The organism is Lactobacillus kefiranofaciens, from assembly GCF_900103655.1.
In the GTDB taxonomy this organism is placed as follows: Bacteria; Bacillota; Bacilli; order Lactobacillales; family Lactobacillaceae; genus Lactobacillus; species Lactobacillus kefiranofaciens.
Genome location: NZ_FMXC01000014.1, coordinates 19095 through 32717, shown reverse-complemented (window position 1 = coordinate 32717; position 13623 = coordinate 19095). Strand labels below are relative to the sequence as shown.

Genomic DNA, 13623 nt, shown 5'->3' with positions numbered 1-13623 from the left:
AGTGAGTTAATAATTGTTCGTCTTTTAGCAAATGAGGAGAAACAAAATGGACAAGCTCTTATATACCGGTAAAGTTAAGCAAATGTGGTCAACTAATGACCCTGAAGTTTTACGAGTTGTTTATACCGATCAGGCAACTGCCGGTAATGGAAAAAAGAAAGACAATTTCAAAGACAAGGCAGAATTAAACAATCAAATTTCTACTTTGATTTTTCAGTATTTGGAAAAGAATGGCGTTCCAACTCACTTCATTAAAAAAATTTCCGACAAAGAAGAGTTGGTTAAAAAGTGTGAAATGTTTCCGCTTGAAGTTGTTACCAGAAATATTGCTGCTGGGCATTTTTCAAGTAGATATGGCTTGGATGAAGGGATGAGATTCGCCATCCCAGTTGAAGAATTATTTTTCAAAAGCGATGAACTAGATGATCCAATTTTGAACTCATCTGATGCTGTTGCTTTAAATGTTGCGACCAAGTCAGAGCAAGAACAGATGTGGAGCTTGTCCCGTCAAGTCAACCAATTATTGATTAATTTATTTGACGAAGCTGGCATGGATCTAGTTGATTTTAAACTTGAATTTGGAAAACTCCATAATGGTCAAATAGTCTTAGCTGATGAATTTTCACCAGATAACTGTCGCTTGTGGGATAAGAAAACAAAATCTCATATGGACAAAGATGTATATCGTCGCGATATTGGTGACTTAACTGCCGTCTATAAAAAAGTACTGGCAAGAATTGAAGAAGTCTTGGAGGAAGATTAATGACGACTATTAGAATCTACGTTACCTACAAGCCATCTGTTTTTGATCCACAAGGTGCTGCAATTACTGATTCTGTTAATTCATTAGGTCATCAAGAAGTTAAAAATATCGTTGTTGGTAAATTCTTTGATATTAAACTTGATGAGGACGATCAAGACAAGGCTAAGCAAGACGTAAAAGAAATTGCAGAAGCCTTGTTGGTTAACTTCAATATGGAAACATATCGCCTTAAAGTTTTGGAGGAAAATTAATGAAAATTGCAATTGTTGTTTTCCCCGGATCTAATTGTGATATTGACATGTATGAAGCGCTCAATACAGTATGTCATGCTGAAGCAGAATATGTTTCATATCGGACAAAGAAATTAGATGGCTTTGATGCAGTAATTTTACCTGGTGGATTTTCTTATGGTGATTACTTAAGAGCTGGTGCAATTGCACAGTTTGCTCCAGTGATTCCAGCTATTAGAAAGATGGCGCAGGATGGCAAACTAGTTCTTGGCGTCTGCAATGGATTTCAAATTTTAACTGAAATGGGGCTTTTACCTGGAGCTTTAAAGCGAAATAATAGCTTGCAATTTATTTGTGAGACAGTAAAGTTGCAGGTTAAAAACAATCAAATACCTTTTACCACTGAATATGATCAAGATCAAATTATTGATATTCCAATTGCTCATGGTGAAGGCAATTATTATGCAGATGATGCTACTTTAGCCGAATTAGAGAAAAATAATCAAATCGTTTTTGAATACTACCAACACAATCCTAATGGGAGCGTCAAAAATATTGCTGGTATTTGTAACAAAGAAGGCAATGTTTTAGGGATGATGCCTCACCCAGAAAGAGCTGTTGAAGAAGTTCTAGGTGGAACTGATGGATTGCCATTATTTAAATCATTTTTGAAATCAGGAGTACTTGCATGAAACAAGCAATGACGCCAGAAGAAATTAAAGAAGAAAAGCCATATCTTGATTGGAGCTTAACTGAACATGAATATGATTATATTTGTGACAAGTTATTAAAGAGATTACCCAATTACACTGAAATTGGTCTTTTTTCAGCAATGTGGAGCGAACATTGTTCTTATAAAAAATCAAAGCCAGTTTTACGACTATTTCCGACAAAAGGAAAGCGCGTTGTTCAAGGTCCTGGTGAAGGTGCAGGGGTAGTTGACATTGATGACGGGCAAGCAGTTGTGTTTAAAGCAGAAAGCCACAATCATCCTACAACTGTTGAACCATATCAAGGAGCAGCTACCGGAGTTGGCGGTATTCTGCGTGATGTTTTTAGTATGGGAGCTCGCCCAGTCGCAATTCTTGATTCTCTTCATTTTGGTGAATTAAAAAATAATCCAACCATGCGCTACAAGATGGAAGAAACCATTCGTGGAGTTGGAGATTATGGTAACTGTATGGGAATTCCTAATTTGGGTGGTGAAACCACTTTTGATTCTTGCTACAATGGAAATATTTTGCTTAATGCTATGTGTGTTGGCTTAATGAACATTAAGGATATGGAACATGGTAAAGCCGTTGGATTAGGTAATTCAATCATGTACGTTGGTGCCAAAACTGGACGTGATGGTATTCATGGGGCAACTTTCGCTTCAGCTGACTTTTCAAAAGAACATGAAACTCAGCGCTCAGCGGTTCAAGTGGGCGACCCATTTATGGAAAAATTATTAATGGAGGCATGTTTAAAACTAATTTTAAAACACCGCGATTGGTTAGTTGGTATTCAAGACATGGGAGCAGCTGGTATCGTATCTTCAAGTGCTGAAATGGCGACTGAAGGCAATGCAGGAATGAAACTCAATCTGGATTTAGTCCCACAAAGAGAACCTAATATGTCAGCTTATGAGATCATGTTGAGTGAATCACAGGAAAGAATGTTGCTCTGCGTTAAAAAAGGACATGAAGAAGATGTTAAGAAAATCTTTAAGGACTACAATCTTGACGCAGTAACCATTGGTCGCGTTATTGAAGGTGAAAACTATGTTCTTTATCATGAAGGAGAACAAGTTTGTGATATTCCGGTTCGATCATTAACTGAGGATGTGCTCGAAGAACCTAGCAAAGAAATTAAGCCACAATATATTATTGATGCGGAAAAGATGCCAGCATGGCGACCTAGTTTTGAATCATCTGGTGAAACTTTGAAGCGATTATTAAATCAACCAACGATTGCTAATGATCAATTTATCACCCAACAATATGATTCTCAAGTTAGAACTAATACAATTGTTAAACCTGGTTCAGATGCAGGTGTGTTGCGAATTCGACATACTAAAAAAGCTGTTGCAATGTGCACTGACACTAATGGACGTTTTGTTTATTTAAATCCCAAAATTGGCGGCCAGAGATCAGTTATTGAAAGTGTATGCAATATCGTGGCTAGTGGTGCAAAACCCTTAGCTATTACTGACTGTCTTAACTATGGTGATCCCAATGATCCAGAAATTTTTTGGGGTTTGCGTGAATCTTGTCAAGGAATTGCAGATGCTTGTCGCATATTTGAGACGCCCGTCGTGTCAGGGAACGTATCCCTTTATAACGAAAACGATGGTCAAGCTATTTATCCTTCACCAATGATCGGGATGGTTGGTTTAATTAAGAATACTGATTATGTTATTCCGATGCACGTGCAAGAAGCTGACGACATTGTTTACTTAGTAGGTAAAACCACTGCGGATTTTGCTGGATCTGAAGTTCAAAAAATGTTGCAAGGTAAGATTAGCGGTTTACCAGAAGCACCTAATTTAGAGGTGATTCATGATTATTTAAAGAACTTGCATAAAGCTATGACTCAAGGACTTGTAACAAGCGCGCACGATTTAAGTGAAGGTGGCTTAGCTGTTAGCCTCGCTGAAAGTGTTTTTGACACTGAATTTGGTCTGAATATTAATTTAAGTGAATTCGACAAAACTCTGCTTTTTAGTGAAACACCAGGAAGATTGATTGTTTCAGTTAAGCCAGAAAATAAGAGTGCTTTTGAAAGTCTTTTAGGATCTGCTGTTCAAGAAATTGGTCGAGTTACTGATCAGCGAAAATTGTCTATTAAATTAGCTAACGATGAATTAAATACTGACGTGGCTAGTTTAGAAAAAATCTGGAAGGAGAGTATTTCTTGTTTAATGAAATCAAAAGCTTAAATGAAGAATGCGGAATTTTTGGAATATATAATTCAGAAAATGCTAGTCAGTTAACTTATTTAGGTCTTCATAATTTACAGCATCGTGGTCAAGAGGGAGCTGGAATCGTGTCTAGCGATGGACGACAGCTGTACCAACATCGAGATCGTGGTTTGCTTTCAGAAGCATTTGCAGATCCAAATGATTTAAAAAAATTGATTGGTGATAGTGCAATTGGACATGTGCGTTATAGTACGACTGGCCGTAATTCAATTCAGAATGTTCAACCATTTTTGTACCACTTTCTAGATGGGGATGTTGCACTAGCGCATAATGGTAATTTGGTAAATGCTCGTTCTTTAAGGAATCGCTTAGAAAAGCATGGAGCTATTTTTCAATCTGATTCTGATACAGAAATTTTGATTCATTTAATTCGTAATCATATTAAAGATGGTTTTATTCCTGCCTTAAAAAAGAGTTTGAACGAGGTACATGGCGGTTTTGCTTTCTTACTTTTACAAAAAGATCGCATGATTGCGGCACTTGATCCGAATGGGATTAGACCTTTATGTATTGGTAGATTAACAAATGGTGCTTATGTTGTAGCCAGTGAAACATGTGCATTAGATATTGTTCAAGCTGAATTTGTAAGGGATGTACAGCCAGGAGAATTGATAATTTTTGATCAAGAAGGAATGCATATTGATCATTTCACCACCCAAACACAGTTAGCTGTATGTTCGATGGAATATATTTATTTTGCTAGACCAGATTCTATTATTCATGGCGTAACCGTTCATAATGCTAGAAAACGGATGGGTAAATTATTGGCTCAGGAGCAGCCAGCAGATGTAGATATCGTTATTGGCGTGCCAAATTCATCTTTATCTGCGGCATCTGGTTATGCTGAAGAGCTAGGTCTTCCTTATGAGATGGGATTAGTTAAAAATCAATATGTGGCACGTACTTTTATTGAGCCAACTAAAGAATTACGGGAAAATGCGGTTAAATTAAAACTTTCTGCAGTTCGCGGTGTAGTACAAGGTAAAAAAATCGCTGTAGTTGATGATTCAATTGTGCGCGGAACAACATCTAAACAAATTTGTAGGATGTTAAAAAAAGCTGGTGCTAAAGAAATACATCTACGAATTGCTAGTCCACCATTTAGGTTTCCTTGTTTTTATGGGATTGATATTTCTACGAGAACAGAATTAATTGCAGCTCATCATTCAGTTGAAGAAATGCAAAAAATATTAGGTGTCGATAGTTTGAGATTTTTAAGTGTAGAAAGTTTGATCAAAGCAATTGATATTCCAGATGCTGGTGAATCACCTTATGGTGGTTTAACTGTAGCCTATTTCAATGGTCAATATCCAACTAAACTGGATGATTATGAACAGGGTTACCTAGCCTCATTAAATGAACAATAGAAGTTAGAACTAGGATAAAAATAAAATGAATCGATATAAAGATGCTGGAGTTGACGTTGAAGCCGGCTATGATTTGGTTAAAAGAATAAAAAAGGATATTGCAGCTACTAGTCGTCCAGAAACCAGTGGAACTATTGGCAGTTTTGGTGGCATGTTTGATTTGGAAAAACTTGGCTACCAACATCCAGTTTTAGTTTCTGGAACAGATGGAGTTGGTACAAAGTTAATGATTGCACAAGAGATGGGAATTAATGATACGATTGGCATCGATTGTGTAGCCATGTGCGTGAATGATGTTCTAGCTCAAGGTGCTGAACCGTTGTTTTTCTTAGATTATATTGCGACTGGTCACAATGATCCTGCTAAGTTGGCACAAGTGGTTCATGGTGTAGCTGAAGGATGCAGGCAAAGTGGTTCTGCCTTAATTGGTGGAGAAACTGCAGAAATGCCAGACATGTATCCTAAAAATGAATACGATTTAGCTGGTTTTTCAACTGGAATTGCTAATAAGGAAGATATTCTTACCCAAGATTTGGCTAAGGAAGGCGATATATTAATTGGGTTACCTTCAACAGGAGTACATTCTAATGGTTTTAGCTTAATTAGACAGGTTTTATTTAAGGATCATCACTTAAAAGTAACAGATCGTCCAGAAGCATTAGAAGGTAAAAGCATCGGAGAAATATTACTAACTCCAACTAAGATATATGTTCAAGCAGTTTTATCATTAGTTAAAAGGCATTTATTACATGGTATTGCTCATATTACCGGTGGTGGTCTAATTGAAAATTTACCTAGGACATATAATGATGACTTACAAGCTGAAGTGAATTTAGGAGCTTGGCCAGTGCAAGCAATTTTTAGATATTTACAAAATAAAGGGCAGCTTAAAGAGCAGGATTGTTTAAATACCTTCAATATGGGTATCGGTTTAGTGTTGCTTGTACCAAAAGCAAATGTCTTACAAGTAAAAGAGCAACTAAAACAAAAAAATGAACAATATTATGAAATTGGGAAATTAAGAAAGAGACCAATTGGAGAGAAAAAAATTGTTTTTAATGGGAGCTTCAAATGAAAATTGCAATTTTAGCTTCAGGAAATGGAACCAATTTTGAAGTTTTAACTAAAAAATTTCAAGCAGGAGAAATTCCTGGAACTGAAGCATTAATGTTTTGTAACCATCCTAATGCTCCTGTAATTAAAAGAGCACAAAGACTAGGTATTCCTTATGAAACATTTTCAGTAAAAGAGTGCGGTAGTAAGCAAGCTTATGAAGCTCGTCTTCTTAAAGTTTTAAAAGAATACAAGATTGATTTCATTATTCTTTCTGGTTATTTAAGAGTTGTTGGTTCAACTATTTTGAATGAATATCCTGACTCAATTGTGAATCTTCATCCTGCTCTTTTGCCTAAATATCCAGGATTAAATTCCATTGCGAGAGCTTTTGCAGATTATCAAAGGGGGTTAATTGATAAGACGGGAGTAACCGTTCATTTTATTGATGCACGTCTTGATCATGGCCCGATTATTGCTCAAAAAGCAGTTCCTATTTATCCTGATGACACAGAAGAAACATTAGAGACGAGGGTTCATGAAACAGAGCATGAGCTTTTTCCAATGGCAGTTAGTGAAGTTATTCAAACAAGAATGAAACGAGGCAATAAAGTGAAACGTGCATTGGTCAGTGTTAGTGATAAGACAAATTTAGTTCCTTTTGTAAAAGGATTAGTCGAAAATCATTATGAGATTATTTCAACTGGTGGTACTAAGAAAAAGCTTGATGAAGCAGGCATTAAAACAATTAGTGTTGAAGAAATAACTGGTTTTCCTGAAATTTTAGATGGTCGGGTTAAAACTTTAAATCCATACATCCATGGTGGACTTTTAGCTGAAAGAGATAAACCTGAACATATGAAAACATTGGAGAAGCTCAACATTCATACCATTGATCTGGTTTGTGTTAACCTGTATCCATTTAAGCAAACTATCGAGAAGCCTAATGTTGAATTAGCTGATGCTATTGAAAACATTGATATTGGTGGACCAAGTTTACTTAGAGCAGCTTCAAAAAATTATGCTAGTGTAACGGTAGTCACAGATCAAGCTGATTATGATCGAGTACTTAAAGAAATTACCGAAAATGGTGATACTAACTTAAAAACTAGAGCAGAACTTGCTGCTAAAGTATTTAGAACTACGGCAGCTTATGATGCTTTGATTGCTGAATATTTGACTAAGCAGACCGGATTAGAAGATCTTGAAAAACTGACCTTAACGTATGACTTAAAACAAAAGATGCGTTATGGTGAAAACTCTCACCAAAAAGCGTGGCTTTATGAAGACGCATTACCAAAAAAGTTTTCTGTTTTACAAGCTGAACAACTACATGGTAAGAAATTGTCTTATAACAATATCAAAGACGCTGATGAAGCACTACGTGCTATTCGTGAGTTTCAAGCTGAACCTACTGTAGTAGCTATGAAGCATATGAATCCATGTGGTATTGGTCGAGGGAAAACACTTGAAGAAGCATGGGATAGAGCATATGAGGCTGATTCGATTTCTATCTTTGGTGGAGTAATTGCATTGAATCGTCAAGTTGATCTTGCAACTGCAAAAAAGATGCATAAGATTTTTCTAGAAATTGTGATCGCACCAGGCTTTGATGATGATGCTCTTGCGGTTTTAGAAAAGAAAAAGAATATTCGTCTTTTGCAACTAGATTTTTCACACGAAAATGAACCAGTACGTTACGAAACTGTATCGGTAATGGGTGGTTTGTTAATGCAAGAACAAGATGTTTTAAATGAAAATGTTGCAGACTGGAAATGCGTAACTGATGTTAAGCCAACTGAGCAGCAACTTAAGACAATGATGTTTGCTTTAAAGGCAGTAAAACATACCAAGTCAAATGCAATTGTTGTAGCAAATAATGAACGAACTTTAGGTGTTGGAGCTGGCCAGCCTAATCGAATTGATTCAGCTAAGATTGCGGTGAAGCATGCGGGTGAGGCGATAGACAATACAGCGGTAATGTCTTCTGATGCATTTTTCCCATTTGGTGATTGTGTTGAATATGCTGGTAAACATGGGATTAAGGCGATTGTTCAACCAGGTGGCTCTGTTCGTGATCAAGAGTCAATCGAATCTGCTAATAAATATGGCATTGCAATGGTCTTTACTGGTTATAGACATTTCAGACATTAATAGGATACTCAAATGGAAAATAAATTATCAATTCTGGTCGTTGGCTCAGGTGGACGTGAATTTGCTGTAGCAAAAAAATTCAAAGAAAGTCCACTAGTTGAAGAAGTTTATTGTGCTCCGGGTAATAGCGGGATGCAGACTATTGGCGTAAAAAATGTCAATTTGAATGAAATGGATTTAGATGGCTTGCTTGCTTTTGCTCAAGAACATCATATTAGTTGGACTTTTGTTGGACCAGAAAATGTTTTATGTGCTGGAATTGTAGATAAGTTTACTAAAGCTGGTCAGAAAATTTTCGGTCCTAATCAGCGTGCTGCTCAGCTTGAAGGTTCTAAGGAATATGCATTGAAATTTATGGATAAATATAAAGTTCCTACTGCTATGCATGAAACTTTTGATAGTCCTCAAAAATGTATTGCTGGATTAAAGAATTTTTCCTATCCGGTAGTTATTAAAGAAGATGGCTTAGCAGGTGGAAAAGGCGTCACAATTGCGTCTGATGAAGAAGTAGCACAAAAGACAATTAGAGCAATGTTTTCTGGTGGCCAAAAGAGACTTGTGCTTGAAGAATGTTTAGTTGGGCCAGAATATTCGATGTTTGTAGTTGTATCCGAAGATCAATATCGTATCTTACCGATGGCTCAGGATCATAAACGTGTTGGAAATGGTGATCAGGGTCCAAATACCGGAGGCATGGGATCATATTGTCCATTACCCCAACTTAGCAAACACGATCGACAAGAGATGATTGAAAAAATTGTTAAGCCAACTATCCAAGGTTTAATTGCTGGACAATATCATTATCATGGCGTGCTTTATATTGGATTGATGATGACAAGTTCAGGGCCTAAGGTGATTGAATATAATGTTCGTCTAGGTGACCCGGAAACCGAAGTTGTTTTACCGAAAATGAAAACAGATTTTGCTCAACTTGTTGATGCAGCTATCAATGAGGATGTGATGCCAGAAATTGAAGAAAATAATCAGGCAATTCTTGGTGTTGTTCTCTGCGCAGAAGGTTATCCAAAAAATCCTATGCAGATAAAATTAGGTAAATTACCTCAAAGTGATAAAGTCTATATTGATTATGCAAATGTATCAGGTGATTTATCTAATTTACAAAATAACAGTGGACGTATCTTGATGGTGATTAGTGAGTCTGAAGATTTAAAAAGATCACAAACTAATGTTTATGAGTATTTAAATAGTTTGAATATTCCTCATACATTTTATCGTTATGATATTGGTGATAAGGCACTGAAAGTATAAAATAAGAGTTTCAATTAAGAAATCTAGTCAGTTTTGGTGCTTTCAACTTTCAGTAATGTATTGAAAAATTTCTGTATATATAAAAGCATCCCTATGAGATTTTTCTCATTCAGGGATGCTTTTTTCTAAAACTAAATATTTATATGAGTTTTATTTTGCGTCGTCAAAAGGATATTTCATCCCCCATGTGGTCCGTACGCTAGTTAAAATATGTGCAATATCATGCGACATCTGCAGTTGACCATCATCGTGGCCTTGATCAATATATCTTTGCATATCAGCAACTTCATATTGCAAGGCCTTGTCGCTGTCTCCAGCAGAGATTTTTTCGTGCTTTTCTTCATGGGCACTGGCAGTATAAGTAATATCAGCTTCAGTTGCACGCGGATATTGATTAATTTCGACGTAGCCTTTAGTTCCAGAAACCACGCCGCGCTTTGGTTGCTTGGCCCGCATTGACAGAGCCATGACCACCATTTGATCTTTGGTATTATTCATAATAATTCCAGACTGCTCATCAACGCCAGTTTCAAAGAATTTAACTGAGGTTAAAATACTTTCTGGAGCTTCGTCTAAGAACGTTCTGGCAAAGGCGGTTGCATAACCACCGATGTCGAGCAAGGCGCCACCAGCTAAATCCTTGTTGAAGAAACGATTCTTAGGATCGTAATCCTTTAAAGAGCCAAAGTTGACTTGAATCATCTTGATTTGGCCCAATTTACTATCTTTGATTAGGTTGAGTACCTTTTGATAGATTGGCATATGGTAGAGGGTGAAGCCTTCAGTTAAAATCAATCCTTTTTCTTGAGCCAACTTTTCGACTTCGTCGAATTGTCGCGCGTTGACAGTGATTGCTTTTTCACAAAAGACATGCTTGTTGGCGTTCAATGCCTTCTTGATGTAGTCATAGTGGAAGGTATGAGGGGTGGCAATGTAAACAATGTCGACGTTCGGATCGGCAATCAAGTCATCAGGATTGCTATAAGTTTTCTTGATGTGCTTTTCACTAGCAAACTTCTTTAACATTTCTTCATTAACGTCTGCTACGGCATATACTTGGCCATTAACTGCGTTCAAAGCATCAGCCATCTCATGAGAGCTATCCAGCCAGTTCCAATCATGCCCCAATTATATTTAGTCATTTAAATCACCTTTCTTAATTTCAATTGCTTTATCTTGAGTATTTGTAGTTATTAAACTTGTTGCTAAGTTCTTAAAGTAGGAAGTAGCAACAACACCATTTGTGTTGCAAATTTTCTGGTTAATTTGATCAATTTCCCGCCAGTTTTTTGCAAAGGCATCAATCAGTAGATTGCCTTCAGGACTTCTAGCTAGCGCTGCCACTTTTTGATCTAAGCGAATATTTGCTTGCAGCTTCAAGTTTGGGCATTTATTTAAAACTTGCTTAATTGCTGGTTCTGCAACTTCGATACAAAGTGGAACTTTACTAGAAAGTTCTTTTTGAACTCGTTTTTCGGGTACTAGCAGAATGTATTCTTTTGACATTTGAGCAGCTATCTTTTCGAATAAATGAATGCCACCGCCGCTTTTCAGTGCGTTCAGTTGATAGTCAACACTGTCACAGCCATCGAATGCCAGATCAATCCGTTTGATTTCATCTAGAGGATGAACGTTCATGCCCAACATTTTACAGTTCATGCGTGTCAATTCAGATGGTGAGCATAAGGTAATGTTAGTAATTGAGCTTTGATGTAACTCTTCTGCTAAATTTATAACATTATGACCGCCGCCCAGACTGATCGTCATGCCAGTTTTAATTTTGCTGATAGCTAATTTGCTAATATTATTGATAATGGTCACCTCGAAATTATTTTCATAAAGTTTGTTAATCTGAAAATTATTTACATAAATTATATTAGTATGAAAATAAGTTACAGCCAATACAAAATTAAAAAAATTTAGCATATCTAAAAATTATGAAAATTTTTTTCTAATAAGATATACTTCTAGTAATAGGAAGGGAGAAGTTAAAATATGGCAAGTATTATCAATCAGATCTATAGTGAATTACAATCCATGTCGCAAAGTGATCAAAAAATTGCACAAAAAATTATTGAAAATCCAGGGCAAATAGTAAATTGTACCATTTCTGAGTTAGCAAATTTAGCGAAGGTAAGTGGCGCTTCGGTCACACGTTTTTGTCATAACTTAGGATTAGCGGGATTTCATGATCTGAAAATTCAGTTGGCTCAGGTAGCAGGCAATGAAAAAAGCCATTCTTTGCAAAATATTGCTAAGGATGACTTACAAACTTCATTAAAGCAAATTGATGATAATAAGGTGGCAGAAATCGAAGCGACCTTATTAAATGTTGATAGTCAAAAGCTAAAAAAAGTGTTAGATATTTTAACTCATAGTCGTGTGATTCAGGTTTCTGCAGAAGGTGACACCTATCCTATTGCTGCCGATGCGGTTTATAAATTTAACCAAATAGGCCTGTTTGCCATGGCTTCGGGCGGTAATGTCGAAACGGCAATTGCCCAAACAATGAATCTCGGACATGAAGATGTCCTGTTGGTTATTTCTAATTCCGGTGAATCTGCGGCTTTACTCAAACAAATTAAGGTGGCCCAACAACAAGGGATGAAAATAATTACGATTACTAATCGCTCTGATTCGCCGATTGCACTAGAATCGGATTATCATTTACAAACAGCAGTTAGACAAACTGTTTTACAAACGCAATATTACTTCTCAAGAGTTGCAGCCTTTACGATGATCGAGGCTATTTTCTTAATTTTGATATCGCAAGATGATCGGCGCGTAGAACATATTAAGAAACATGAAGAAATAATTTCTAGTCAAAAGGTTTAATTACAAACCACATAATAAAGAGCAAATAAATTATTTAGACTTAATATAATTAACACCATCGGCAGCAGGAGCAACAGATTTACCTAAGAATAATACCAATACTACAATCGTGATTACGTATGGCGCGATCTGCATATAAACGGTTGGAATCTTGGCAATACCCGGCAATTGATTGCCGATAATACTCAAACTTTGAGCAAAGCCAAAGAATAAGGAAGAAAGCATAGCACCGATCGGATTCCATTTACCAAAGATCACTGCTGCTAAGGCCATGAAGCCTTGACCGACAATTGTTGAAATGGAGAAGTTGCCAGAAATCGATTGAGCAAAAACAGCACCACCTAAACCAGCCATAAAGCCAGAAGTTAGAACACCAATGTAGCGCATCTTGTAAACATTGATCCCTAAGATGTCAGCTGCTTGCGGATTCTCACCGGTGGAGCGTAAACGCAGGCCCAGCCTAGTTTTATAAAGCACCCACCAGAGAAAAATGGTGATAATGATAGCCCACCAAGCTGGAGCCGAAGTATTGGTGAAGAAGATTTTGCCAATCACTGGAATGTTTGCTAAACCGGGAATGTTGGTATAACCAAAATTAGCGGTAATATTAGGCGTTTGTCCTTTTTCATAAATTGCTTTGATCAAGAATACACCTAAAGGTGGAGCAAGCAGATTGAGTACCGTACCGCTAATAATATGGTCTGCGCGAAGATTAATAGTTGCAAAAGCGTGCAATAGGGAAAAGATCGAACCGAAGATAGCTCCGACTAAGGCACCAATCCAAGGAGTAGCAGAGCCCAAAGCATGAGCGAAGGTAAGATTGAAAATAATAGAAGTGAAGGCACCAACAGTCATGATGCCTTCTAATCCGATGTTGACGATACCGGAGTTTTCGCTGTAGACACCTCCTAATGAAGCTAGAATCAGTGGAGCGGAATAGACTAGAGTTGAAGAAACGATTAATGCAAGTAATGATTCAAAATTCATGTA

General features: G+C 36.9%; 11 protein-coding genes and 2 pseudogenes. 10 read left to right on the top strand and 3 right to left on the bottom strand.

Annotated elements, in window-relative coordinates:
* Nucleotides 1-46 precede the first annotated feature (46 nt).
* From purC to purD, 9 genes and pseudogenes are all read left to right on the top strand, one after another.
* Nucleotides 47-763 carry a phosphoribosylaminoimidazolesuccinocarboxamide synthase gene (gene purC, locus BLP58_RS06515; RefSeq protein WP_013854991.1) on the top strand — a complete coding sequence of 239 codons (717 nt, stop codon included), beginning with the start codon at nucleotides 47-49 and terminating at the stop codon, nucleotides 761-763.
* Nucleotides 763-1014, top strand: coding sequence for a phosphoribosylformylglycinamidine synthase subunit PurS (purS, locus tag BLP58_RS06510; RefSeq protein WP_003627027.1), 252 nt, complete (start codon nucleotides 763-765; stop codon nucleotides 1012-1014). Before purC ends, purS begins: the two co-directional genes overlap by 1 nt.
* Nucleotides 1014-1685, top strand: a complete 672-nt coding sequence (gene purQ, locus BLP58_RS06505) for a phosphoribosylformylglycinamidine synthase subunit PurQ (RefSeq protein ID WP_013854992.1) — start codon at nucleotides 1014-1016, stop codon at nucleotides 1683-1685. Before purS ends, purQ begins: the two co-directional genes overlap by 1 nt.
* Nucleotides 1682-3913, top strand: a complete 2232-nt coding sequence (gene purL / locus BLP58_RS06500; RefSeq protein WP_013854993.1) for a phosphoribosylformylglycinamidine synthase subunit PurL — start codon at nucleotides 1682-1684, stop codon at nucleotides 3911-3913. The genes purQ and purL overlap by 4 nt, the downstream gene beginning before the upstream one ends.
* Nucleotides 3889-5322 (top strand): amidophosphoribosyltransferase, encoded by a 1434-nt coding sequence (purF, locus tag BLP58_RS06495; RefSeq protein WP_013854994.1) that lies wholly within the window; start codon nucleotides 3889-3891, stop codon nucleotides 5320-5322. Before purL ends, purF begins: the two co-directional genes overlap by 25 nt.
* A gap of 25 nt (nucleotides 5323-5347) precedes the next feature.
* Nucleotides 5348-6397 carry a phosphoribosylformylglycinamidine cyclo-ligase gene (purM, locus tag BLP58_RS06490; protein WP_013854995.1) on the top strand — a complete coding sequence of 350 codons (1050 nt, stop codon included), beginning with the start codon at nucleotides 5348-5350 and terminating at the stop codon, nucleotides 6395-6397.
* Nucleotides 6394-6915 (top strand): annotated as a pseudogene (gene purN / locus BLP58_RS12360) (phosphoribosylglycinamide formyltransferase); the annotation flags it as partial. The gene purM and the pseudogene purN, both read left to right, overlap by 4 nt.
* Before the next feature lie 72 nt (nucleotides 6916-6987).
* Nucleotides 6988-8529: a bifunctional phosphoribosylaminoimidazolecarboxamide formyltransferase/IMP cyclohydrolase gene (purH, locus tag BLP58_RS06485; protein ID WP_025084230.1), complete on the top strand. Its 1542-nt coding sequence runs from the start codon at nucleotides 6988-6990 to the stop codon at nucleotides 8527-8529.
* Nucleotides 8530-8541: 12 nt separating this feature from the next.
* Nucleotides 8542-9798 (top strand): phosphoribosylamine--glycine ligase, encoded by a 1257-nt coding sequence (gene purD / locus BLP58_RS06480; protein WP_013854997.1) that lies wholly within the window; start codon nucleotides 8542-8544, stop codon nucleotides 9796-9798.
* Between the two features lie 150 nt (nucleotides 9799-9948).
* Here the strand turns inward: purD and BLP58_RS06475 are convergent.
* Nucleotides 9949-10940, bottom strand: a pseudogene (locus BLP58_RS06475) (Gfo/Idh/MocA family protein).
* A complete protein-coding gene (locus BLP58_RS06470; RefSeq protein ID WP_049776046.1) occupies nucleotides 10933-11565 on the bottom strand; it encodes a ribose-5-phosphate isomerase A in 633 nt (210 codons plus the stop codon). The pseudogene BLP58_RS06475 and the gene BLP58_RS06470 overlap by 8 nt, the downstream one beginning before the upstream one ends.
* A gap of 228 nt (nucleotides 11566-11793) precedes the next feature.
* Here BLP58_RS06470 and BLP58_RS06465 point away from each other — a divergent pair, with 228 nt between their 5' ends.
* A complete protein-coding gene (locus tag BLP58_RS06465) occupies nucleotides 11794-12633 on the top strand; it encodes a MurR/RpiR family transcriptional regulator (protein ID WP_013855000.1) in 840 nt (279 codons plus the stop codon).
* A gap of 30 nt (nucleotides 12634-12663) precedes the next feature.
* Here the strand turns inward: BLP58_RS06465 and BLP58_RS06460 are convergent, their stop codons facing one another.
* The gene (locus BLP58_RS06460; protein ID WP_013855001.1) at nucleotides 12664-13620 is read right to left on the bottom strand and encodes an ABC transporter permease; all 957 of its coding nucleotides are present in this window, start codon (nucleotides 13618-13620) and stop codon (nucleotides 12664-12666) included.
* Nucleotides 13621-13623: the final 3 nt, after the last annotated feature.